Origin of the sequence: Paenibacillus sp. FSL R5-0908, assembly GCF_038006245.1 — a bacterium.
Taxonomy (GTDB): Bacteria; Bacillota; Bacilli; order Paenibacillales; family Paenibacillaceae; genus Paenibacillus_AQ; species Paenibacillus_AQ odorifer.
Window position 1 is genome coordinate 2,476,293 of the sequence record NZ_JBBOUV010000001.1, and the last position, 24,492, is coordinate 2,500,784.

Annotated in this window: 17 protein-coding genes and 1 pseudogene; 11 read left to right on the forward strand and 7 right to left on the reverse strand. The window is 42.9% G+C overall.

All coding sequences use genetic code 11. From position 1 onward, the window contains the following. Positions 1-14: 14 nt before the first annotated feature. Together MKZ09_RS10735 and MKZ09_RS10740 are read left to right on the forward strand one after the other, a co-directional pair. Positions 15-824, forward strand: a complete 810-nt coding sequence (locus MKZ09_RS10735; protein WP_076203115.1) for a MerR family transcriptional regulator — start codon at positions 15-17, stop codon at positions 822-824. Positions 825-1,023: 199 nt separating this feature from the next. Then, positions 1,024-2,961: an FAD-dependent oxidoreductase gene (locus tag MKZ09_RS10740; protein ID WP_076134008.1), complete on the forward strand. Its 1,938-nt coding sequence runs from the start codon at positions 1,024-1,026 to the stop codon at positions 2,959-2,961. 75 nt (positions 2,962-3,036) lie between these two features. Here the strand turns inward: MKZ09_RS10740 and MKZ09_RS10745 are convergent, their stop codons facing one another. After that, entirely contained in the window at positions 3,037-3,453 is a 417-nt protein-coding gene (locus MKZ09_RS10745) for a MarR family winged helix-turn-helix transcriptional regulator (RefSeq protein ID WP_076203117.1), read from the reverse strand. Positions 3,454-3,588: 135 nt separating this feature from the next. Here MKZ09_RS10745 and MKZ09_RS10750 point away from each other — a divergent pair, with 135 nt between their 5' ends. Next, complete coding sequence (locus MKZ09_RS10750; RefSeq protein ID WP_036679295.1) at positions 3,589-4,065, forward strand: DUF2798 domain-containing protein; 477 nt, start codon at positions 3,589-3,591, stop codon at positions 4,063-4,065. Positions 4,066-4,164: 99 nt separating this feature from the next. Here MKZ09_RS10750 and MKZ09_RS10755 read toward each other — a convergent pair whose 3' ends face one another. Beyond that, complete coding sequence (locus tag MKZ09_RS10755; RefSeq protein WP_076203119.1) at positions 4,165-5,106, reverse strand: MerR family transcriptional regulator; 942 nt, start codon at positions 5,104-5,106, stop codon at positions 4,165-4,167. Between the two features lie 345 nt (positions 5,107-5,451). On the opposite strand from MKZ09_RS10755, the gene MKZ09_RS10760 reads away from it, so the two are divergent. Further along, positions 5,452-7,230 carry a methyl-accepting chemotaxis protein gene (locus tag MKZ09_RS10760; protein WP_179089533.1) on the forward strand — a complete coding sequence of 593 codons (1,779 nt, stop codon included), beginning with the start codon at positions 5,452-5,454 and terminating at the stop codon, positions 7,228-7,230. A 480-nt stretch (positions 7,231-7,710) separates the two neighbouring features. On the opposite strand, the gene MKZ09_RS10765 is transcribed toward MKZ09_RS10760, so the two are convergent. The 3 genes and pseudogenes from MKZ09_RS10765 to MKZ09_RS34410 form a co-directional block, all read right to left on the reverse strand. Beyond that, positions 7,711-8,598: an NAD-dependent epimerase/dehydratase family protein gene (locus tag MKZ09_RS10765; RefSeq protein WP_076203127.1), complete on the reverse strand. Its 888-nt coding sequence runs from the start codon at positions 8,596-8,598 to the stop codon at positions 7,711-7,713. A 361-nt stretch (positions 8,599-8,959) separates the two neighbouring features. Then, on the reverse strand, positions 8,960-9,826 hold the full coding sequence (locus MKZ09_RS10770) for a sigma factor-like helix-turn-helix DNA-binding protein (protein WP_370511166.1): 867 nt from the start codon (positions 9,824-9,826) through the stop codon (positions 8,960-8,962). 3 nt (positions 9,827-9,829) lie between these two features. After that, positions 9,830-9,925 (reverse strand): annotated as a pseudogene (locus MKZ09_RS34410) (sigma factor); the annotation flags it as partial. A 244-nt stretch (positions 9,926-10,169) separates the two neighbouring features. Between MKZ09_RS34410 and clpP the strand changes: the two are divergent. Both clpP and MKZ09_RS10780 read left to right on the forward strand, forming a co-directional pair. After that, positions 10,170-10,751: an ATP-dependent Clp endopeptidase proteolytic subunit ClpP gene (gene clpP, locus MKZ09_RS10775; protein WP_036679301.1), complete on the forward strand. Its 582-nt coding sequence runs from the start codon at positions 10,170-10,172 to the stop codon at positions 10,749-10,751. Positions 10,752-10,772: 21 nt separating this feature from the next. Continuing rightward, the gene (locus MKZ09_RS10780) at positions 10,773-10,979 is read left to right on the forward strand and encodes a hypothetical protein (RefSeq protein WP_036679303.1); all 207 of its coding nucleotides are present in this window, start codon (positions 10,773-10,775) and stop codon (positions 10,977-10,979) included. A gap of 48 nt (positions 10,980-11,027) precedes the next feature. On the opposite strand, the gene MKZ09_RS10785 is transcribed toward MKZ09_RS10780, so the two are convergent. After that, complete coding sequence (locus tag MKZ09_RS10785; protein WP_256717039.1) at positions 11,028-12,023, reverse strand: LacI family DNA-binding transcriptional regulator; 996 nt, start codon at positions 12,021-12,023, stop codon at positions 11,028-11,030. Positions 12,024-12,297: 274 nt separating this feature from the next. On the opposite strand from MKZ09_RS10785, the gene MKZ09_RS10790 reads away from it, so the two are divergent. Together MKZ09_RS10790 and MKZ09_RS10795 are read left to right on the forward strand one after the other, a co-directional pair. Further along, a complete protein-coding gene (locus MKZ09_RS10790; protein ID WP_081394222.1) occupies positions 12,298-14,046 on the forward strand; it encodes a glycoside hydrolase family 13 protein in 1,749 nt (582 codons plus the stop codon). A 240-nt stretch (positions 14,047-14,286) separates the two neighbouring features. Next, positions 14,287-17,883, forward strand: a complete 3,597-nt coding sequence (locus MKZ09_RS10795; RefSeq protein ID WP_076134017.1) for an S-layer homology domain-containing protein — start codon at positions 14,287-14,289, stop codon at positions 17,881-17,883. 69 nt (positions 17,884-17,952) lie between these two features. Here the strand turns inward: MKZ09_RS10795 and MKZ09_RS10800 are convergent, their stop codons facing one another. Continuing rightward, positions 17,953-19,830 carry an LTA synthase family protein gene (locus MKZ09_RS10800; protein ID WP_076203136.1) on the reverse strand — a complete coding sequence of 626 codons (1,878 nt, stop codon included), beginning with the start codon at positions 19,828-19,830 and terminating at the stop codon, positions 17,953-17,955. Positions 19,831-20,134: 304 nt separating this feature from the next. On the opposite strand from MKZ09_RS10800, the gene MKZ09_RS10805 reads away from it, so the two are divergent. The 3 genes from MKZ09_RS10805 (at position 20,135) to MKZ09_RS10815 (ending at position 24,491) form a co-directional block, all read left to right on the forward strand. Beyond that, complete coding sequence (locus MKZ09_RS10805; protein WP_076203139.1) at positions 20,135-21,136, forward strand: DUF4830 domain-containing protein; 1,002 nt, start codon at positions 20,135-20,137, stop codon at positions 21,134-21,136. 44 nt (positions 21,137-21,180) lie between these two features. Beyond that, positions 21,181-22,671, forward strand: coding sequence for a stalk domain-containing protein (locus MKZ09_RS10810; RefSeq protein WP_076134020.1), 1,491 nt, complete (start codon positions 21,181-21,183; stop codon positions 22,669-22,671). Between the two features lie 620 nt (positions 22,672-23,291). Beyond that, positions 23,292-24,491: a saccharopine dehydrogenase family protein gene (locus MKZ09_RS10815; protein WP_036679313.1), complete on the forward strand. Its 1,200-nt coding sequence runs from the start codon at positions 23,292-23,294 to the stop codon at positions 24,489-24,491. The last annotated feature ends 1 nt before the right edge of the window (position 24,492 follow it).

Below are 24,492 nucleotides of genomic sequence, written 5' to 3' on the forward strand. Positions count from 1 at the left end.
TGGAGGGACTTCAGGTGAAGTATTGCATAGGTGAATTTGCTTCCATTCTCGGGGTAACTGCGGATACGCTGAGATTATACGAGAAACATGATATTGTTAGGCCCACAAAAGATAACAGCAATAATTATAGATATTTTAATGATTTAGATGCGAGGGATCTGTTAATGAGCAGATGGTATCGCAGTATGGAAATTCCATTGCCCGAAGTGGCACTTTTAATGAAGGAGTCCTCTATTGAGCAAGTTATGGGAATGATGCAGCAGTCTCAGCAGAGTTTAGAAGAAGAGATTATGCAAAAGACGATGCTGCTAAACAAGATGAATGAAATTCATAAAGAGCTTAAGGAAATAGAGTCCTCATTATATATATGTAAACTTAAACAACTGCCAGGCATGTACAGGCTTAAGCAAACGGATAAAAATGCATTATTAAAAAATGATATCGTAAAAAGCCTCGTCAACACTTGGATGGATAGGCTGCCTTATGCGTTTTATTCTTTTAAGATTGAGGACGCGGGGGTGTTATCCGGTGATAATAACTTTGACTATAGCTGGGGGCTTACCTTACCCGAGGAGGAAGTGCAGAAATTTGCTATGGATATCGATGAATATGTAGAGTACATTAGCCCGAGTACCTGTATCTCTGCTATCATGTTATCTACGGATGGACATTATATCACGAAGAAATCCTTGCAGTTTATGATAGATTACATCGAAGCAAATGGATATACTATAGCAGGTGATGTGGTGGGTAAATTAATGCTCACTGAAAAAATAGAAGGCAATAACCGCTCGTATTTGGAAGTGAATATCCCAATTGTATAAGTGTATTTCTATAAACACCTGCTCTGAGAGCGGGTGTTTTTCTTTTTGGACAAGAATTGGACATTGACCTTGGTGCTGCACCAATGTTTATACTTCGGTATATAGCTTGGCAACGTTCGGTAGATATGTATAGATATGAATGTGAAAAATATCACGTTCTTGACGAGCTATAAGATATTAGATACTGGGGGAGAAGAGAATGCGCAACAGAAATTTCACCAAGAAAATGCTCATGTTAACTTTTTGTATGGTGCTGATCGTTTCCATGCTGAGTGGATGCAAAGGAAATGGGGAGTCGGCAAATTCGTCATCATCATCTTTTAAAGCCGGTACATTCGCTGGGGAAGCGGAAGGCAAAGAGGGCGTGATTAAAGTAGAAGTCACTATGGATGAGCCAGATAAAATTAAAGATATCAAGATCGTAAGCCAGTCAGAAACAGGTGGTCTAGGCGATAGTGCACTTGAAAAAATAAAAGATCAAATTCTGGAAGGACAAACCTTGGCAGTAGATGCTGTTAGTGGTGCGAGTCTTTCCAGTGAAGCAATGCTCGCGGCCGTTGAAGATGCCGTAACCAAAGGTGGAGGAAATCTGGAAGTCCTCAAAGCCGGTGGCGTGCAAAAAGCGGGTGAAGGTAAAACGGAAAAGCTTGAAACAGACGTAGTGGTAGTAGGCGCCGGTGCATCTGGTGTGTCCGCAGCGGTAACCGCTGCTGATAAAGGTGCCAAGGTTATTATTATCGAAAAAACAGGAGTTATCGGGGGAGCAAGTAATCTATCCTGGGCCGGTAAGTTCTATAATTCTTCCGCAGCTACTGACAATAATCTTAAAGTAAATGTGGAAAAAGAAATTACCGATTGGATTGTCAACAATCACTGGAGAGTTGACGCTGCAGCGATTAGACAATACGTAACGAAATCCGGTGAAACTTATGATTGGTTAGCGGAAAAAGGTTATAAAACCAGCTTTCTAAACTTTTTCGGAGAGCAGCTGCATGTACTGCCAGCTTATGAAACCCGGGAAGAGACCCTTCGGAAAATGTTGGCTGAATCGGTTGAACAAAAGGGTGGACAAGTGATCACCGAAACCACTGCCAAAAAGCTGATTACCAATGAAGCAGGAGAAGTTACAGGTATTGTGGCTGAGAAATCAGACGGGACTACTCTTGAAATCACAGCCAAAAGTGTCGTAATGGCAACAGGTGGTTATGCTGCAAATTCGGAAATGGTTAAAGAAGCTTTTGGTTTTGAAGGGGTTAACGGAGGACTAGGTCAGAATGTTGGGGAAGGTCTGAAGATGGCTTGGGAAGCAGGAGCCAAGGTTCCTGATAACTTCGGTGGTCAGATGCTGCACCAAACATTAGCCAGAGCAACACAAGGACTAAAAGCACAATATGAGCCTTTTGAAGCAAGTTATCCGCTGATGTTGACGTATCTGCCTAACTTCATGAATGTAGGTTCTTCCGGAGCACGTTTCAGAGATGAAGCAGCGACATTAACATCGGTCGCCGCAGCTAATACGAGTGCATTTAATGGTGCTTATCATATGGTTATCGTATCAAAATCACAATTGGCTGCTCTTCAGTCCAAGGGGATGAAAGGTGTTAACGCACCAAGCCTGCCAGGAATGCCACCAGAATTTTATGCCGAATTTGCAGATCAATTTACGTTAGAGAATCCATGGGTAAATGCAGAAAAGGTGTTTGATTCTATGGTAGAAAACGGAGATGGCTTCAAAGGAAATACAATCGAAGAATTAGCAACAAATGCAGGTATGGATGTAGATGTGTTTGTAGAAAATTACAATAGTTATAAAGAAGCTACAAAAACTGGTGTGGATACTGAATTTGGTAAAGCTGCTGATTATTTAGAGCCAATGGGCGAAGAAGGACCGTATTATGCCATCGTCGCTGAAATCAACAACTTGGGTTCTGTAGGTGGCTTGCTGGTAAACACTAAGTTCCAAGTGCTAAATGATAAACGTACACCAGTAAAAGGATTGTTTGCTGTAGGGCTTGAATCGGAAGGCGTATTATTCAACGATACCTATGTAGGCAATGGGGTTGGAATTGGTTATTCCTTTACCTCAGGTCGTCTAGGTGGAGAGAGCGCGGCAAACAGTGCTTTGAAAGCTAATTAACGACAATTTCCCGGAAAATAATTCAAACTTTTTAAAGCCGCAGAGTAGACAACTCTGCGGCTTTTTTGCTGGAGATTAGAGCCAATCTTCTTTTAGCAAAGATTTAAGAAGCTCTACATTTGTTACTCCCAGCTTGGCAGCGATCTGCTGCTCTAATTCAATTTTGGTGATCATCATTCTGTTATTGCATTCTATACCCTTTGGAGTGAGGACAATATTTTTGTCACGCTGATTTCCTTCGACTTCAACGGCTTCAACATAACCACGGGATAACATGCCTTGAATGCTTTTATGCGTGCCCTGTCTTGAAATATGAATTATTCTACTGATTTCTGAGATCGATAACATTTTTCGGGCCGCAAGAACTGCAAGAATGTGGGATTCGGTCTTATTGATTTGATCCGGGTCTTTGTCTGTCACTATTTTACGTAAAGCTAGATGCTTCTCACTGAGTAAATCAATCAGGTTCATTTTTTGCAGCTGCTTATTCATTAGAACACTCCTAAATGATGGCTCGTTTATCCCAGTATAAGTCATTTGTGATTATTGTCAACTTGGTTGACTTGATTTGAGGATCTATGTTATTGTAATCCAAGTTGACAATACAGAGATAAAAGGAGCTTGAAGATGGGAAGAAACAAAAAAGAAGCATTTTTATTTACGTTCATCATGTGTTTTTTAATGGTGCTGGGGATGAGTATTTACAATGTAGCACTAATGGAGGGTTGGTCAGGCACGTTAGTTAAGGATGTGATTGTCGGCTACTTGCCTGCATTTATAGTTGCACTCATTCTAGATGTATTTGTTGTAGGCAAGGTTGCAAAGGGGATCGCGCATAAGCTGGTTAAAGAAAATGATCCGATGATCAAAAAAATCATGTTCATATCCTTTTTTATGGTGACCGGAATGGTATTGTTCATGTCCTTCTATGGCGCAGTTCTCCATGTTGGATTTTCTGCTGAACTACCAAGAGCTTACCTGTCTGCCATAGGTAAAAATTTTATTTTTGCACTTCCACTGCAGATCATTTTAGTTGGGCCGCTTACACGATTTATTTTTGTGAAAATTACTCCAGCTGTGTCTGCGCAGGGAATAAATCAATAGAAGCAATGTACAACAAAACGCTCTCCGTCTGCCCGAATAAGCAGATGAGAGCGTTTTGTTTTTTTAAAGATTAGAAACGTTTATCTATGGCTCGCTCATTTACGCAAGTGCGTGAACTCTCTTTTTTACAGGTTCGAGTAGATTTAGGGCATACTCATTTCCGCTACCTTTGGGACTATCGTTACGGATATGCTCCTCAAGACATAATCTGGAATTGTGATCCGCTTGATAATCAGGATGAGTATCCAGATACCCCATTAGAGCTTGCCATGAGCCGTAGATATCATCAGTGCTTTCTGTCAGAGCATAGAGGCCGCCGTCGAGCCGCATTTCCTTTAGATGAGCTGGTATCTTCACATTTTCCGGAATTGAGGCACAGAATCCATATCCGTAAGGTTTATTCTCACCAGTTGGATGCGGGTTCGTATTGCCGCCAAAAAGCCGTGCTGTGCCTAATAGTTGACTAGCTTCCAGCCATTCATTAACTGGGATCATAGCCTCATCTTCTGGAGAGGTACTAACCGCAACATTGTAGGCAAATCTCATAGCTGGAAGAGTAATGAATCTTACATGAATAGGGGTAGAGTGATTAATAGTTGGCATAGATATAACCTCCTCAGTTTTAGTCATACCATCCGATGGATTGCATGACTTTTCGTTTAGTTCAGATAATAATTGATTTGTAATGGGTTCCTCGACATGGGCGGATATCCACTGTAAAAAGAGATGGATTTCACTTTCTCTATTCGTTAGTTCTGCTTTTTGATTGTGAATAGAAGCCGCTTGCTGGCTGAGCGCTTCGTACATGGACTGAACGGACATATTTACAAGCACGGTTCCAATATCCTTGATGCTAATATCCAGCTTTCTTAATAATGAGGTAACCCGAATGGCGAGTATTGCTTTCTCATCATAAATCCGCCAGCCAGAGCTGCTGTCCCGCTTACTTTCAAACAATCCTTGAGCTTCCCAGTGACGCAGAGTCCGACTCGTCAGTCCGAATTGCGCAGAAAGCTTATCAATGGTAACAAATCCGCTCATAGACAACTCCCATTTCATAGTTTGATAAGGCGCCTTATGTGGATTATTTTAGCATTTAACGTTACGTCAATTGCAAGGAGAATTAATGATTGGGTATTCGAGATAATTTACATTTCTCATACAAAACATTGTCCAGTATTTAACGTCCAGCTTCTACAATCAAGATATTGGTAGAATGTACCTATTGCAATATGAGGCTTTATACGGAGGATGATATTGTTGAAAGCTAGGTCTATGCATCTAACTATGAAATGGAAGTTGATTTTGAGTTTTTCCGCCGTTGTTCTTTTCTTTTTGGGAGTAGCGTTTTATCAAAACCATAAAATCAGCCAAGTGGAGATTTCTATGGAAACGCAAAAAGCTGAGATGGAAAAACGAATTACCGTGTCAATCATTACGCAACTGCTGCAGGAAATGAATGCGGTAGAATCTTCGTTAGCGGGTTCGAGTGATTTGGAGTTCGTCCAACCCTTTAAGGACAAGCAAACAAAGCTGACTAAAGAGTTGGCGACGGTGAATTTTGCGGCAGATTCGCCGGCATTTAAAGAGTTAGAACAATTACATAGTCAGGTTGGGGAATATACGGGATATTTTGACGAATTGGTAAAGACCATAGAAGACGAGCAGCTTGATCCCATGAGTGTGCTGGAACAAATCGATGAATTACATACGAAGGCTACAGCGTTGAGTGAAGTCATGCTAGTGACTAATGAAAAATTGTATACGGCAGCAGCAGAAAATGCAGAAAAAGCACAGGATTATTCTTTTGATCTGCTTAATCTAACCACCTCTATAGTTGCTTACGCAGCTGTGCTAGTGTTTATTTTCACATTAGTGATTGCGGTTATGCTCATACGTTCCTTCCTGAATCCTATTCATAAACTGCAAGTGGCTCTGCGAAAAATTGCCGAAGGAGATTTGCGTCAGCAGATTAATTCTCCTTACAACGATGAGTTGGGCAGTTTGAGTCATCATTTTGATCATATGGTAGAGCGGGTCCGGGAAATGCTTCAGCATACCCAGTCAGTAGCCTCTTCGCTGGCAACTTATTCGCATTCTTTTCAAGAATCTTCATCTATAACTGCGCATACGAATCAAGATATCGTAAGCACTATACAGGAAATCTCGGTAGGGGCAGAACAGCAGGCAGGACAATCCGAGCAGAGCGCTGGCCTAATTCAGGAGCTGGAACGTGAAGTGAATGAGATCACGGAGTATACCGAGGTTATGCTGGCTACCAGTCAAACGGCTAATCACAATACTCGTAAAGGATCTGAATCCGTCATCGCCCTCCGGGAGGTGTCTGAGCATTCGCGAGAATCTGTGAATAAAGTATATCTGGCTTTAACCAAACTGAGTGATCAATCAAAGGACATCTCGCGCATTACTAAATCCATAACAGATATTTCTAATCAGACCAATATTCTCTCACTTAACGCAGCAATTGAAGCAGCCCGGGCAGGTGCCTACGGAAAAGGGTTCGCTGTCATCGCTGATGAAGTAAGACAATTATCTGTGCAGACCAAAGAGTCCTCCGTACATATCAGTCAGATTATTAGCGAGCTGCAATCCGGGATGGATGAATTCCAGCAATATATGCTGGTGACCAAAGGAAATCTTGAGGAACAGGATCATAAAGTGGCTGAAACGTTGTCCTCTTTTGAAGCGATTGATCAATCTATTGTGGAGATTAGTAAACAGATTGGGCAAATTCACGACAAAGTGGATATGACGCAGACTATGAACCGTAGACTCGCAGAGTCTGTGCATGCCGTCGCGGCCATCGCCGAGGAAACTGCGGCAGGGGTGCAAGAGGTGAACGCCTCCAGCGTACAGCAGGATCATGCTATCCGTGATATAGCCCGTCAAGCCATTGAGATTAATGAAATTTCGCAGAGTTTATTCAAAGAAATCAACATTTTTAAGATTGATTCGGATGGAGACAAAGGGATCAGCGATGAAGGTGACAGGGATACAAAGCATGCTGGCACTCCAGAAGCTGGGGACACATTAGGAGATGCATTAGGAGATGATACATTGGGTGTTGGCGATCCTCCAGATGATGGTGGTACACCAAATGCAGACGTTTCTAAAGAGGGATCATATCTGACAATCTCTGCTTAGCTCAGCGGGAATTGGCATTCTTAGCGTAAGGAGGAATAGAGAATAGAGAATAGAGTAGTGAGCAGTGAGCAGTGAGCAGTGAGCAGTGAGCAGTGAGTAAAGAGTAGGGAGTAGGGAGTAGAGTCTAGAGAGTAGAGTTTAAACATGAGAGGCTAAAGTTTAGCGCTTAGTAAGGTTCTACCTGCCGTTTTGATTTTAAGTGTATTTTATACAACTAAAAAAGTTTGTATGTAGCTTGATTAGGGTTTAGTTGTATTTAGTGCAGTTATTTCGAGGCGAAATGACAATAACGGTGGTTTGGTGGGGATATAATTGCATGAAATACAACTAAAACCAGGCGTGAGTACACATACCTGAAAATAGTTGTATAGAGTGCAATTAACTCAACGCGTAATTGTGATTTGTTGCATAAAGAAGCTGGCTCATTCGTGGGAGTGTCCACGAAAAGCCAGCTTTTTATCGTAGTAACATAGTTAGTAATTAGTCCTCGTAAGTTTGATTTAGGGTGTCAACTAACTCTGGGAGCCAGTCGCTTAGAGTGAGAAACTTGTATCCCTCCGATTGAGCTTTAGCTGTATCCATAAACCAAGATTGTGTGATCCCGAATGGAGAATTATGTGCATCCGCTGTTTCGCTTTGAATGACGGCTTGTTTTCCGGTCTCTTTTTCAATCAGCCAGATAAGGTCTTGAATGCTAACCGTACCGTCTGAGCAAGCGTTGAGAGGACCCGTCACCGTCGAGTTGCCGAGCCAATATAGAAAATCAGCGGCTTCGTCCGAACGGATAAAACAGATATTTGCATCTGGATTCGGAATCCCGATGGGCAGTTCGTTACGTACATGTTCAATATGAAAATGGAGTCTTCGTGTATAATCGTCCATTCCCAGGACAATCGGAAAGCGGACAGCGGCTACAGGGAAGTTAGCTTGTTGGATAAGGACGGCTTCCGCCAGTCTTTTCCCTTCCTGATAGGTGAAATCATTTCGTCCTCCATAACGAATCGGGTACGTTTCAGGATCGAATATCTCTTCCGTCAGCGCTTGCTCACTGAAATCATAGACAGATAAACTTGAAGTCAGTATGTAACGTGTGGTTTTGCCGTCAAAAATACGGCGCGCTTGATCCGCTTCATCAGCTGAAAAGCAAATATTATCGTAAACTACATCCCAACTCGTACCACCTAATGCTTGAGCGAAGACCTCCGGTTGAGACCGATCTACCTGTATCCGGTGAACGAGACCGCCAAAAGGATCGCTTGTTTCCCCGCGCGTTAATATGGTTACTTCGTTCTTAGAATCCTCAAGCAGACGCTCGACCAAACGTTTTCCAAAAAAGCGTGTGCCGCCTAAAATAAGAATCTTCCTCATCAACCTCACTCCTTGATTGCTATTAATAGTTATTAAAACGACTGTTTATTGGTTTATATAAAGCTTCTGACTCATTGTAGATAAGCGGCAGGATCATCGAGATCCTATTGCACTCTATACAATCAATGGATGAGCAAGTGGCATTGAACTAACTTTTCACCAGAATCTATTGCAGAAAGTGCTGCAGATTCAATTTTGCGGCCAGGACGGCTGATTCTGTTGCACAATATGCAAGTCTACAGCTAGTTACTACAAACTGCCTAACCGCTAATTACACATTAAGCGAACTAATCGCAAATATATCTGTTCGTTTTTAATGTAACGAGACACTTAGCTGCCCGAAATCCAGCATAACGAAAAACTACGCCACCATACACATTCCTGGCGTGGTATAGTTCCAACTGTTTGAACTGAATCCACCAGCTTGGGAGGTCTGGAAGCCTTGCAAGCTTTGGCTCGATACCGCCATTACAGGTTCCTGGCTTTCGTCCGCAAATACAAGCTCGATCAGCTCGGCAATTTCTCCATGTTCATACGCGGCTGCAAGGCGGCTCAAGACGATCTGCATGGCTGTGTCCTGTGGTAAAGAAGGACCATCGGCCTGAAGCAGCTCTTGTCTTACGAGAGGAAGGGCTTGCCGGGCTCGGTGCAGAGCGGCTTTTATTGCCCCTTCTGTGGTATCGAGAATCTCGGCAGCTTCCATTGCAGAGTGCCCCAACACATCTCGAAGCAGGAACACCGCCTGCTGCAGCGGAGATAAATGCTCCTGTAGTGCTTGAAAAGCAGCTTCAATCTCAAATGAACCATACTCCGCAGAGGCCTCAGTGGGGGACTGATCCAGCTCCAACACTCGTGACAAGGTGGCTTTTCGCCGCATGATATCAATCCATGTGTTTCGGGCAATCCGAAAAAGCAATGCCTCAGGATTTGGGTGATTTGTAGAACTTGTATGATGAGTAGAATTTGTAGGAATCGTAGAATGCATTGCAGATTTTGCAGACGTTGCAGTCTTAGATGGCGTTACAGCCTTGGCTGACGTTGCAGTATTAGCAGACGTTGCAGCCGTAGAAAACGTATAGTTCATTTTACTAGTTTGATTAGTTTGATTAGTTTGATTAGTTTCAAGTTTTTCATTAGCTTTATCATTTTCAATGGTTTCTTTATTTTGTTTAACTTCATTCATTAGACTGTTCCCATTATTTGTGCTCGTTGAGTCCGAAGGCTTCATATAACCAAGGGCCTTGACCCATGTATCCTGAGCTAAATCATCGGCATCCCACGGGGATTGTGTCAATGCAAGACAATATCGCTTCAGAGCTATCTGCAAAGACCTGGTGTTACTTTCATCCGGCGCATCTCCGGTGCTAAGCTTCTCAAGGATGATCACTCTGCATAACTCCTTTTCCAGTAAGGTGATTTCGATTACTTCTAATAATAAACGAATGAGCAGGAAATTAAGATACGCAATTTTAAAAAATAAAAATTCTCACGCCTAACGTATCCTATCCCCATGCTAATCCGTTTACAGGGTAGATTTCAAAACTCTAAAAATAGATGGAGGTCGAATACGGATGGCGTACGTTCCTTATGTAGTCGAACAAACGAATCAAGGTGAAAGATCTTACGATATTTATTCGCGGCTGTTGAAGGACCGGATAGTGTTCGTAGGTGCGGAAATTGAGGATCAGCTGGCTAACAGTATTGTTGCCCAGTTATTGTTTTTATCAGCAGAAGATCCGGATAAAGATATACACATGTATATTAATTGTCCAGGTGGCTCTATCACCGCAGGCTTCAGTATTTATGACACGATGCAGCTTATTAAGCCGCCGGTGAATACCATTTGTACAGGAATGGCGGCTTCTTTTGGTTCTTTGTTGTTATTGGCTGGGGCCAAAGGGAAACGTTATGCCCTGCCGAATAGCGAGATTATGATTCATCAGCCGCATGGTGGGGCGCAGGGGCAGGCTAGTGACATTGCGATCAGTGCCAAACGTATTTTGAAGGCAAGGGAAGTGCTTGTGCAAATTACAGCGGACCGAACTGGGCAGACGGTAGAGAAGGTACTTCAAGATATGGATCGAGATTATTTCATGTCAGCCGATGAGGCGGTGGAATACGGAATTATCGATAAGGTCATCACAAATCTCTAAGACGAAGGAGTGAAGAAGGCTATGCTGGAGGTTTTGCAGGGAAAAGAGGTAACAATCTATTTTGTGGATGGCTCCAACGCTACAAAAGGAGTGCTGGAAACGGTAAGTGAAAATTTCGTCAAATATCGGACGGATTTTGAAGAGTTTTATATTCCAATCAGCTCGATCTGTTCCATCTCTCTAGATACCAAAACGCGTGAACGAGCCAAAGTAGGATTCACACAATAACATCAACAACATCATCTGTATAAAAAAGGGTTAGGAGCTCCACATCTCCTAACCCGTACTTTCCCGAATAGCCAAATAATGAGCCACATTTGCATGATGCGGCACAACGGTCTCCCCTTTAATCAGCTTGATTAAGGTTCGGGTGGCGGTCATCCCAATCTCCGTTCCAGAGTATTCAACCGAGGAAAGCTTAGGTCGAACGATAGAGGCAATGAAGCTGTTATCAAATCCGAACACGGCGACATCAGCTGGCACCCGTAGACCGTTATCGGTTAAATGATTCATGGCTCCAACTGCCATCCAATCTGTAGAGCAAAACACCGCAGTAGGTAACTCCCCGCTATCCATAATTCGGCGCATGGCGTCGCTCCCATCTTCGACGGCCATCGCACTTTCTACTACCCATTCTTTCCTTAAGGTTATGCCTGCATCCATAAGGGCTTGTAGATAGCCTTTATACCGATCCCCACCCACCGCATTATCTCCCGAGCCGCGAATCATAGCGATTTTGCGATGACCTTTTTGAATCAGATAAGTAACAGCTTCATAAGAGGCAGTTATATTGTCCAGATGAACGGAAGGAATCGTATCCACCTGCGATTGTTGCCCGACAAGCACGCAAGGTGTATTTGAGCTGCGGATGATCTCCAGATGTTCATGGTTTGGAATAGAACCCACAAATATATTTCCTTCTGTCCCCATCCGCTGGAACATCTTCAAATAATGTTGTTCACTTTCTGCACTGCCGTCCGTTAATCCGACCATAATGTCGTAGCCATACAAATCCGCGAGATCGCGAATACCAACATTGAAGTCATCCAGTACAGTGTTGCTATTCTGCGGAATGATCACACCGATCAACTGTGTATTAGCTTTGTCCGTTTCAAGGCTGATGACATTCGGACGGTAGTTGGTTTGTTTAATAGCTTCCAGTACGCGTTTACGGACATCATCGTTTACTGGTTTGCTGTTATTGATTACCCTGGACACCGTAGAGATCGAAACGTTCGCCATTTGGGCTATATCTTTTATCTTTACCTTCAAGAAGATCACCATAACTTTCCATATGATTCACTTGGTGTTTCAACTCTCGCAAGCATATCACGGATAGCTTCAAGAATCCAAAAGATTGTTGTTGACCTAGGAAATAAAAGGTCCTATAATGATCGCTGTAGGAAAATTATTTCCTTGAAAAAAGCTTGTTTTGAACGATAAAGTTGAATTTTTGCTAAAAATAATAACTGAATTATTAATTCTAATGAATTTTGGGAAAATATTTTCCTGTGAAGGGTATATGAATACGAAGGAGCTGGATGCATTGAACAGAACATGGTGGAAAGAAGCCACGGCGTATCAAATTTACCCACGGAGCTTTATGGACAGCAATGGTGATGGTGTAGGCGATCTGCAGGGAGTTATTTCTAAATTTGATTATTTGCAGGAGCTTGGCATCGATGTCATTTGGATCTGTCCTATTTATAAATCCCCAAATGATGATAATGGTTACGATATTTCGGATTATCAGGATATTATGGCGGAGTTCGGCAGCATGGCCGACTTTGATCAGCTGCTGCATGAGGTTCATGCGCGAGGCATGAAGCTGATTCTGGATCTAGTGATTAATCATACTTCGGACGAACATCCATGGTTTGTTGAAGCACGTTCAAGCATGGATAATCCGAAGCGGGATTATTATATTTGGAGTGATCCTAAGGACGGGAAGGAGCCGAATAACTGGGAGAGTATTTTCAGCGGTTCGATTTGGGAGCTTGATCCTGCCACAGAGCAATATTTTATGCATGTATTTTCCAAAAGACAGCCAGACCTTAACTGGGAGAATCCTGAGGTGCGCCGTGAATTGTATAGCATGGTCAACTGGTGGCTGGACAAAGGAATCGACGGCTTCCGGGTGGATGCCATTTCACATATTAAAAAAATCACCGGACATCCCGATCTGCCGAATCCACAGAATCTTCCGTATGTTCCGTCTGGCGATGGGCACATGAACCGTGAAGGGATTCACGATTTCTTGCAGGAGCTCAAGCAGGAGACGTTTGACCGATATGACATCATGACGGTTGGCGAAGCGAGTGGTGTAAATGTTGATCAGGCGGAGTCGTGGGTGGGTGAAGAGCAAGGCAAATTTAATATGATTTTTCAATTCGAGCATTTAGCTCTTTGGAATAAGAGTGTGACAGGTGGATTGGATGTTTTGCAGCTAAAATCAGCTCTCTCCCGTTGGCAAAAAGGTCTTGAGGGCAGAGGCTGGAACGCATTGTTCATCGAAAATCACGACCAGCCGCGTTCAGTTTCTACTTGGGGAAATGATGGCCAGTATTGGAAAGAGTCAGCTAAATCGTTGGCTACGATGTATTTCCTGATGCAGGGAACACCATTTATTTATCAAGGTCAAGAAATTGGGATGACCAATGTAAGATTTGAATCAATGGATGATTACGATGATGTGGCGATGAAGAACTTGTACCGTTTGGAGACTGAAGCCGGTAAAACACATGAGGAAGTCATGGAGGTAATCTGGAAGAACGGCCGGGACAACTCTAGAACACCAATGCAATGGAGCGACTCTGAAAACGCTGGTTTCAGCAGCGGCAAGCCATGGATGAAGGTGAATCCGAATTATACGGAAATCAATGTGGAGCGGGCGAAGCAGGACCCTTATTCCATCTATCATCATTACAAAAAGCTTATCGCTCTTCGGGCTGCTAATCCCGTTACTGTTTACGGGACTTATGATCTCATTTTGCCTGAAGATGAACGTATTTATGCTTATACTCGGACGCTTGGAAATGAAAAACTGCTGGTCATGTCTAACCTGACAGCAGAGGAAGCACTGTTTGACCTTCCATTTGATTTGGAGTTTGATACTAGTGAATTGCTCTTGCATAACTATGAGGTTGATCCTGCGGAGCCGATTGAGACTGTCGCATTACGGCCTTACGAGTCCCGTGTGTATATGCTGGTTAACGCACCTGTAGAGCAAGAGGGTAGCAGTGAACTTGTACCTGCACAAGAGTTAAGTGAAGCTTCTTTTCCAGAAACCGTTTAATATATTTATTGTAATTCAAAGCGTTCGGTTATCCGGGCGCTTTTTTTTGTTGCGGTAGTGTAGGACTCTTGCACAAAATGAATACGCTTACCTGGGCGAGTCGTATAAAAATATTATTTTTTCTATTATTTTTGTTTCCAAAATTAATAGAATACTATATTATGTAATGAATACAGATTCATATAAGTGTATATTCATTCAATTCGGGGTGAAAGTAGACAAAATTATAGGAGGTAAAAAATGTCCAAGAGAATACTATCTTTATTACTAGCTTTTACACTTATGATGTCGGGTCTGCTTCCAGCTGCATATGCAGGTGAAGTTGCAACCGAAATTAACCCGCAGGCGGTTGTTGCTCCGGTTTCTACGGAGAACACAGCTGATCCAGCGGTGCTTTCTTCAGAACAAACTACGGTAGCGACTGCTGTCTATGAACAAATAGCGGCGACAGTTTCCACAGAAGTATACAAAGCTTCTATGACGGAAGCTAGAACATTAGAATTGACTTTAGATCTTCCTGATGGGGCATCGCCTCAAGATATCATCTGGAATTTTGGCAGAACGGCGGAAGAGATGAAGCCGCTGGCAGAGTGGAAGAAATGGAATAAAGATGCGAAAGATTATTCAGGTAATCCTTTCGTAACAGTGACCTATGAGCCGATCTCAGGTTCAAAAGTAAAAGCTTTAATTCATTTTGATTTGCTGTACGGAGAGAATCTCTCACTAACGGGTATACGTGCAGAGTACGTTAAACGAGTGGGAATTTATAATCTAATCGGGACATTACCTGCTGGAGATGTGCTGGTAGAGCAGCAAGTCAAACTAAATCCATATGAAACCTATCATACATATGATGAGATTAAACCCGCGATCGATAGGATTACTGCTGAAAGCAATAATAAATATGATCGATATGTAGAGTATCAGCAAATTGGGACCTCAACTCAAGGTCGTGCCATTCATTTCTCTATTGTTGCTAAGGATAAGTCCTCAGTAGATCAATATTTGAACGAGACCTTACCACTTATGATGAATGATCCTGAAGCCCTGCAAAAGAAAATTAACGACGGGGATCTGCAGGATTATAAGGTACCTATCTGGTTGAATAACATTCATGCCGATGAAGCCAATGGTGTCGATGTAATCATTAAGTTTTTGGATACGCTGATGACACAGCAAATTGTCACCTATGATACCACTGATGAGAATGGAAATCCGAAAAAGGTTGTTCTGAACATCGACGAAGCGCTTGACCATGTGATTTTCCTGCTTGATTATGTAGAGAATCCTGACGGTCGCGCGTTAAACACGCGTCAAACTTCAACACTGCTTGATCCAAATCGGGACAACTCTTACCAGACCCAGCCTGAGACACAAGCGGTAACTGCACAAATTGCTAAGTGGACGCCGCTTACCTTTTTGGATATGCATGGATTTGTAAGTGGCTTCTTGATTGAGCCTTGCACACCACCTCATGATCCTAACATTGAATATGATCTTGTAATGCCAAGTATGCTTGAGCAAGCAAATGCCATGGGTAAGGCGGGAATTGCTAATACTAAATATGATTCCTACCATATCCCTTATGAAGAATACGAAAAAACACAACAGGATCCGAACTATAAAGGAACGAATGCAACAGGTTGGGATGATGCTTCACCAGCCTACACAGCTGTATATGCCATGCATCAAGGAGCACTTGGGCATACCATTGAAGTGCCTGAATTGAATGAAGATTCACTGGATGCCTTTTATTATGCGGCTTTGGGGGCAACCGATTATGTGATCAACAACAAGCAGGAACTGTTCCTGAATCAATTGGAAATCTTCAAACGGGGTATCCAAAATGAGAATACTAATGCTGCTGTTAAAGATTATCTAATCAATGCACAAAATGAGTCTATTGGACGTCCAGGGGTAGAGGAGAATACGAATTTCTTCCCTGAGTATTATATTCTTCCGGTTGCAAAAGATTTGCAAAAAAATGATCTGGAAACCTACAAAATGGTTCAGTACCTATTACGTAACAATGTGAAGGTAGAACGGACAACAACCAGTGTAACTGTAGATTCCGTAGTCTATCCGGCTGGAACCTATGTGGTGAATATGCATCAAGCCAAAAGAGGTTATGCGAATCTTGTCTTGTATGATGGACTAGATGTCTCGGATTTTAATGAGATGTATTCAGATACGGTACAGAATTTCTCGGCTATGCGTGGTTTTGACCGATATATTAGCCGTTCTGTAGGAGCATTCACTGGGAAGACAGAACAGGTTAGCAGTGTAACGATCCCTAGTACGAATCTGGATCAATCTCCGTTCGAGCAAAATTATGTCATTAAAAACAGCAACAATGATGCCATAAAAGCTGTGAATGAGCTGCTAGCCAATCATAAGGCAGTAACATTGCTGGAGAATGGGGGGACGGGTTACGAGAAGGGAAGCTTCCTTGTTTCCAGATCCAACCTTAGAACGGTATCGTCTAAATATCTGCTGGATATTGTTCCGTTTAGTGCTTCAGAGAACAGAACGGGTAAATTGCTTAAGGCTCCTAAGGTAGCTATTGCAGGAGCGACTGCATTTATGCTGAAGGATCTTGGATTTAACGTAACTACGGATACAGTGGCAGCAGATGTTCTAATCAATTCGGGAACGAATCTGATTGCTGCAGGTAAACCATTTATCGGTTATGGAAGAACGATGCTGAAAACTGTTAAAGGGCTTAAGGTCCTCCCTGGGCTGGACTATTCAACTCCGGTCAATAAGGATGGCAAAGAAGATGCTCATGAGGGATTGTTTAAGGCTGAGGTCTCTCAGGACAATGTAATTACAGCGCCTTATGCCGATAGCGAATACCTCTACACGGTTTCCGCGGCTTATATTACGAAAGTGCCTGAAGGCGCAGAGATCTTGGCGAAATACGGATCAGGAGCTGACTTTTTCAAAGCAGGCTGGTGGCCGAATAACGAGGCTGCACAAGACCAAATATTGGCGCTTACTTACAATACAGACAACATTCATGTGACGTTATTTGCGAATGATCTGATGAATAAATATCATCCGCAAAATCAATTCAGATTGCTTGCCAATTCAATCTATGCTGCTGCTCCAGCGGCGACCGAAGAGGATGGTATGGATAACGGGGTGAATGAACAAGAGCCAACAACACCTTCGACACCGTGGCAGCCATCTGTAACATCAACACCTGCACCGACCGTGCAGCCGTCTGCAACACCAACGCCAGCTCCAACTGTGCAGCCGTCTGCAACACCAAACCCAATAGGTTCAAACTTCACGGATCTAGGTAAGGTGGCGTGGGCAGCATCGGCGATTAAAGAGCTGGCGGCAAAAGGGATTCTGCAAGGGGTGAGCGACAATACCTTTGCTCCGCTTAAAGAGGTGACGCGTGCCGAGTTTATTACCATGATCGTGCGAGCTTTTAATCTGCTTGATGTGAAATCATCCGCTGCCTTCAGTGACGTGAAAGCTTCTGACTGGTCTTACGGATACATTGCATCCGGGGTCAAGAACGGATTGATTAACGGTGTAGGCAACGGAAAGTTTGATCCTAACCGTGCAATTACACGCGAGGAAATGGCAATCATTGTATCCAACGCACTTAAGAAATTTAAAGGCAAGTCGGTAAGTGATACAAATGCCGCTTTGGTTAACTTTAAAGATCAGGCAACAATCGCTGCTTACGGTAAAGAAGCGGTGGCATTACTAACACAGGAAGGTATTGTGCAAGGTCTGACTGCGGATACCTTCGGTCCTAAAAATATTGCCAACCGTGCTCAAGCAGCAGTGATTATCGATAGGATGTTGAAGCTTAATTAAGGTTTAGGTTCTTATAAAAAAATGCAAAAATGCCCCTCAGCTATTTGGCTGAGGGGCATTCTTTTATAGTTACTTTGCATCATCCGTAGAGGGTAAATCCGGCAGTTGTTGAATGTAGCTGTTTGACATATTTAGAAGCCGCTGAACGGCGTCAAATTGTTCTTTTGTCGAACCGCCCTCTGTTTCTGAGCCATCGATTAGATTAAAGTTGTCTCCATCGTCGTAATCGACACCAGTTAAATACATGCTTGTGTCATTAATGAAAGAGCCGGTAGGCAAAAAGTGTCTGACAGGCAGCATATTGGTCTGTTGGTTCATCAGGTCTTCTCCAAAGTGGAGCTGGTCTTTCATTGAAATCCCTAACAGGTTAGCTACAGTTGGCATAATATCGATCTGACCACCAGTTTGGCTGTACACGGCAGGTTCACCTACACCAGGGGCATGAACGATGAAAGGAACATTGAACATATCGGTATAACCATATTCGTGGCCGACCATTTCTTCCATTAACGATTTCTCGTTGCCATCAAGGGAATATAGCGATACACCCTGATGGTCACCGTAAAAGACAATGACGCTATCATCCCATAGACCACTGGACTTTAATTGATCCAGGAATTGTCCCATTGCATAATCTGCGTAATTTTGAGCTAGAATATAGTTGCCAACTAGGGTACCTTCATACCGTTTAGGCAGTGTCATTTTATTTTTTAACTCTGGCATTTTATAAGGGTGATGAGCACTCATAGAAATGACCATCGCGTAAAAAGGATCATCTTTAGCATCCATTTTGACTAATTCAGGAACAGTCTTGGCATAGAGTACCTCATCTGAAGCACCGAATGCGATATGATCGTCATCCCCATAGAACGCTTGATCATAATACTTATCAAAGTCTAGTACTTTGTATAGGGTTTTGCGGTTCCAGAATTCTACGCTATTGGTGTGAAAGGTTGCTGTGTTATATCCATTAGCTTTCATCAACTTAGGCAGGCTCGGAAGCGCCTTATCCATATAATTGGATGAAGTGGCTACCTCGTGGTGGGGAACGTACAACGAAGTATTCACTACAAATTCAGCATCCGAAGTTGTTCCTTGCCCGGCATTAGTATAGAAGTTATTGAAATAATATTCGCTTTTCAAAAGCTTATTTAGATTGGGTGTTACTTCCTGCCCGTCAATGCTCAGGTTCAGCAAAAAGTTCTGAAAAGATTCCATTTGTACCACGATTAGATTTTTACCTTGAGCTGCCGCCCAGTACTTCGGTGAGACAGGCTCTGTAATCCCTTTGGTCTTGTTAATGGATTGTTGCGTGATTTCTTTGTTGTCGATTATTTCTTCTGTTTCCCTTGTATCGGCAAAAATAGTATAAACCTCGTAATTAAGAATCCCCATACTCTCCGCTTTTTTGTTCTCGTTCATACTGGCATGATTTGGCCAAACATTAAAGACACAGACCGCCAAGGAAACACTGATGATTCCAAACAAAGCAGTCCGGTTCATGCGGCGGTTCATACCTCTTTCTTTCCAGATCGCAATATATTTCGGACGGAACATAAAAAACATGAAAACTACAATATCCACAAAAATGAACAAGTAGTAAGGGTCCAGCAATGAGTATGTGCTTTCTCCCACCTTAGTTACTTTATCTGCTTGTTCCAAGGCATGATAAGTAGCAATTACACCGTAATATTTGTAATACATTAGCACGGCAAAATATATGACTGAAATCAATAGATTGGCTATCATGTAATACAGAAATTTTCGTTTGGAAGCCATCCATTCTATGAGTCCAAATACGATAAAGAAAAATGGGATCTCTGTCAGCAGCATGCTCCAGTTAGGACCGTCGCTAAAAACTACGAACCAGGCCACTGCGCATTTTAGCAGCAGGACGAAGCTAAAGACTAGGAAGGGTTTGTTTTTTATATCAAAATCTTTTTTCACTCGTTATCATCCTCTCTGATGCAATTACACCAAGGTCCTGCATATACCTGTATTTCATGGAAATCCGTTGCAATATGCCGAAGCTTATTATGCTCTTGAAGTTAACAAGTGTCAAAAGGTGGACGAGAGCCCTAGAGCGAAGCAACAGGCGATTTATGCCGCATAAGCAGGTAAAATCAACGCCAAACCCAAACTACAGGGTCCTATGCGTATAAAATGATTTTAATAATTTCCAGTATCCCGCAACTTTGTATAATATTCCTCAGTCTAAATATAGAGGAGTGATTAGAGAGGCGGGAATCAGATGACTAAGCGGCAGTTTTTAACGATGGTAACGATTTGTTTTTTTGTACTCTTAAACTCTGGTTGTAATCAAGGGGAGAACTCCATAGGTGTGGAACCTACTGCCTCTATAGCTTCAACGTCTGTACCACAGGTAACGCCAACATCTGCTCAAGTAACTATGATTCCCGAAGACTTTTTGCAAACACTGGATTATAAAGTTCAGAGCCATCCGGAGGCATTTGCAGTTGAGGTACCGCGGAACTGGGAAGATAAGCTAGGGGAGTATCCAGTGGGACTTTACTGGCAATTAGCGAATGAGTTCTCTAAAGATGCAGGATTGGATTTGACACTGCTGAAGGGGACCACGGTAGAGGTACAGCGGTATTCTTTAGTCGAAGGTTTACCAGGTTCTGGCGAACAAAAAGAATTTTCTTATCCCTCGAATCTTGTTTTGCTTGTGCAATCAGGGAATACCGTTGGTGCGTGGCTGGAATTTAATATTCAAAGTATCGGCCCGTCTATTAAGAAGCGTAGCTTGACCGACATTACAGGACTTACATTTGAGGAGTGGACGGAGAGAGAAGGTTTGTTTGCTGAGGAAGGTGAGAATGGTGACTTAGCCTCATTAGACCATTTCGAGCTGCTGGATGCTTTTTTTCAGGCTATTCAGGACGGTAAACATACCCGTGCCCGCGCATGTTTGAATCCTAATGCCTTACTCACTGCATTGACGGTTAACCGTCAAGCGCATCAACTCTATAACCCGGGTTTTGGTGGTGAAAATGCGCTCAGTGAAAGTATTGTTGAGGCTAAGCCTACCTCTTATAAAGTGATGGATTATGATACTGGCTCAGAAATTAAAGACATCGGCGATCGCACAACGTTAAATATTGTGGTCGATCTGTATATGAAATCACTAAATCCTGTCTTTAATACCCCAGATGGTCGGGAAACTCGCTTTGCAGTGTTGACCAAACACGCTAACGGCTGGAAGATTGGAGGTTTTGGGACGGGACCGTGAGTTGTTGCGTTATCTATTTTTTTAATAAAAAGGAGTGATCTCAAGTGTTTAAACAAAGCTTGATGTCAAAAGTGCAGGTAAGTCGGATTTGTAGAGTTGTTGTTGGGACTGTTCTTTGCCTGACTATGGTCTCACCTTTAGTGGCAGCAGCAGATAATGTGAATTCAATTGAAGAAAAGAAATTATTGTCTGGCATCACCCAACTGGACGCTGGTGACAGAAGTGCGTATGCCGTCACTGCGGATGGAACAGCCTGGGCGTGGGGTGGTGGGTATGGCTCTATTGGTAATGGGGCGACCACACCAGCGTATACTCCTGTCAAAATGCATATCGATCATGTAAAGCAAATCTCAGGTGGTTATCGCCATAACTTGATGTTGAAGGACGATGGAACAGTGTGGGCGGTAGGGGGGAACGAGCATGGACAACTTGGCATTGGAACACAGTCCTCTAAGATTCTTGTAGAGCCTGTTCAAGTGCAAGGGCTAGCAGATGTGAAAGCTGTTTCTGCGGGGGGCACCTTTAGCTTAGCTCTTCTTAAAGATGGAACGGTCTGGGCGTGGGGAGGCAATGAACAAGGAGAACTCGGTGACGATTCGCGGAAAAACAAGCTAGCCCCGGTGCAGGTGAAGGGACTACCCTCCGTCCTGTCTATAGCAGCGGGATCGAATAATTCAGTGGCTCTTGGTAACGGCGGAGAGGTATGGGTGTGGGGATCACAGCAACCGCTGGGAACTCAGAAGGGCGTAATCTTAAAGCCTACGCTTATTAAAGGAAGCGGAGAATATAGAGCGGTTGATATGGATGGAGCCTATGGACTTTATGGGGCGGCATTGAGATGGGATGGTACAGTATGGATTTGGAATAATTACATAGATCCATATCTGGGAGAAGCTCTAAAGCCTGTTCAGGTTCCAGGACTTACAGACGTCATTTCGCTGACAACAGATTCCGCAGTGAAGGCGGATGGGACCGTGTGGCAGTGGACGGTTGGCGATAAGAACAAGATTAATGTTACACAGTCTAAGGGTATTCAGAATGCAGTTTCCATTTCTAAAGGGAGCAGAAATCATTATGTACTCTTAAAAGATGGTCATGTCCTTGCCTGGGGAGCAAATGAATTTGGACAGACGGGTCTGGGGGTCAGAGAGATCGAGGTGAGTACGCCTCAGCTCGTGAAGAAATCTATTCAAGTATTGTTGAATGGGAATGAAATGGAACTGACGATGCCGCCGTTACTAATTAATAATTCGACATATGTTCCTTTAAGAGGAGTCTTCGAGCAGATGGGAGTTAATGTTCGTTGGGATGTTCCATCGAGAGCTGTGGTTGCTGTGAAAGGATCTACAACTCTGATCTTGAATTCGGTAACTGGACAAACGACTGTTAATGGAAAGGTAATAGAGACAGATCAAAAACCGGTCTTCATTAATGATAGCGTTTATGTCCCCCTCAGATTGATAAGCGAAATGTTGGGGGCGCAGGTAGAATGGGATGCAGATGCTTATGCCGTTCGAATAAATTCCAATAAATAAGTTGACTATTTATTAGAAGCTTTAGGCTGAACTCTCCTTCAGGGAAGCTCAGCTTTTTTTGCGTGGAAGGCAGTACGCGATTTTGAAGAATGTAAGCGGGAATCTTTTCGAGGATTATTTATACGGATGATGATGAATATTGGAAAAATGGGACAACTTATAATTATCCCAATGAACGTTCAATTAGGGTCGCGAAACGGTTGGGCATAGCAACAACGATTACTATTGGAACAAAAACGGGTAAGAGTATATATTACGGCCTTTTGTATTTGCTGCAGTACTGTTAATTGGAATGGTGGAAACCGAACGTTTTTAGGCGGAGTTGAAAGGGTGGTGAGTTTTTTCATTGATTTTAAAATAAATCGTATGAAGTATAACCCTCTTGTGATAGAATAATCTAGTTGCCCTAGTTTCTGAAAATCCACTCTGTTCCAGCAAAACACCTGATCTATACACGTGGATAATCGAGGAAATATGAGCATTTAAGAGTATTAACAAGATTTCTTAGAGATTTTACACAAAACACATCATTTTTTGTCGGTTTTTATTGATTTATTCAAAAATATTATGTATAATCAGCCTTGTTGATTTTGCAAATGGAATTTTAGGAGGTTTTTATTTTGGGAAAAGCGTTAATTATTGGCGCTGGCGGCGTAGCAAGTGTTGTTGTTCATAAATGCTGCCAGAACCCGGATGTATTTGAAGAGATCTGCATTGCTAGCAGAACTGTCGCGAAATGTGACGCTCTGAAAGATAAATTAGCCGGAGGCCGCACGAAGATTTCTACTGCTCAGCTCGATGCAGATAACACGGACGAAGTCATTGAACTGATCAAGAGCTTTGAGCCGGATGTCGTTATTAATGTCGCTCTCCCATATCAGGACCTGACGATCATGGATGCGTGCCTGGCAACAGGAGTGCACTATGTGGATACTGCCAATTATGAACCACAAGATACAGCGAAATTCGAATATTCCTGGCAGTGGGCTTACAAAGAAAGATTTGAGAAAGCTGGCCTTACCGCTTTGCTCGGCAGTGGATTTGATCCAGGTGTAACTGGCGTATTCACGGCTTACGCGCAAAAGCATTATTTTGACGAGATCCATACTATTGATATTGTTGACGCCAACGCAGGTGATCATGGATATCCATTCGCTACAAACTTTAATCCTGAAATCAATATTCGTGAAATTACAGCTAATGGCCGTTATTTCGAGAATGGCGAGTGGATTGAAACTGCACCACTTTCTGAGAAGAAAGTTTACGATCTTCCGGAAATTGGACCTAAAGATATTTATCTTTTGTACCATGAAGAGCTGGAATCCTTGGCTGTTAACATCAAGGGCGTGAAGAAGATCCGTTTCTGGATGACTTTCTCGCAGAACTATCTGACTCACTTGAAAGTGCTTGAAAATGTGGGTATGACTTCTATCGAGCCTATCATGTACGAAGGTAAAGAGATCGTTCCTTTGCAATTCTTGAAGGCAATGCTGCCTGACCCAGCTTCCCTGGGACCAAGAACAAAAGGTAAAACTAACATTGGATGTATCATCCAAGGTACTAAAGATGGTAAGCCAAAAACTTATTATGTATACAACGTTTGCGATCATGAAGAATGTTATGCAGAGGTTGGCTCCCAAGCCATTTCCTATACTACAGGCGTTCCTGCAATGATCGGAGCAATGTTAATTATAAAAGGAATCTGGAAGAAACCAGGCGTTTACAACGTAGAAGAGTTCGATCCAGATCCATTCATGGAAGCTTTGAATAAACATGGTCTGCCTTGGCAAGAAGATTTCTCGCCAACGCTGCTAGACTAAG

Excerpts from the sequence above, each read along its gene's own strand:
- MKZ09_RS10765 (WP_076203127.1), bottom strand. The coding sequence starts at position 8,598 with ATGAGGAAGATTCTTATTTTAGGCGGCACACGCTTTTTTGGAAAACGT.
- MKZ09_RS10805 (WP_076203139.1), top strand. The coding sequence starts at position 20,135 with ATGACTAAGCGGCAGTTTTTAACGATGGTAACGATTTGTTTTTTTGTA.
- MKZ09_RS10770 (WP_370511166.1), bottom strand. The coding sequence starts at position 9,826 with ATGAAGCCTTCGGACTCAACGAGCACAAATAATGGGAACAGTCTAATG.
- MKZ09_RS10750 (WP_036679295.1), top strand. The coding sequence starts at position 3,589 with ATGGGAAGAAACAAAAAAGAAGCATTTTTATTTACGTTCATCATGTGT.
- MKZ09_RS10745 (WP_076203117.1), bottom strand. The coding sequence starts at position 3,453 with ATGAATAAGCAGCTGCAAAAAATGAACCTGATTGATTTACTCAGTGAG.
- clpP (WP_036679301.1), top strand. The coding sequence starts at position 10,170 with ATGGCGTACGTTCCTTATGTAGTCGAACAAACGAATCAAGGTGAAAGA.
- MKZ09_RS10760 (WP_179089533.1), top strand. The coding sequence starts at position 5,452 with ATGGAAACGCAAAAAGCTGAGATGGAAAAACGAATTACCGTGTCAATC.
- MKZ09_RS10755 (WP_076203119.1), bottom strand. The coding sequence starts at position 5,106 with ATGAGCGGATTTGTTACCATTGATAAGCTTTCTGCGCAATTCGGACTG.
- MKZ09_RS10795 (WP_076134017.1), top strand. The coding sequence starts at position 14,287 with ATGTCCAAGAGAATACTATCTTTATTACTAGCTTTTACACTTATGATG.
- MKZ09_RS10780 (WP_036679303.1), top strand. The coding sequence starts at position 10,773 with ATGCTGGAGGTTTTGCAGGGAAAAGAGGTAACAATCTATTTTGTGGAT.
- MKZ09_RS10740 (WP_076134008.1), top strand. The coding sequence starts at position 1,024 with ATGCGCAACAGAAATTTCACCAAGAAAATGCTCATGTTAACTTTTTGT.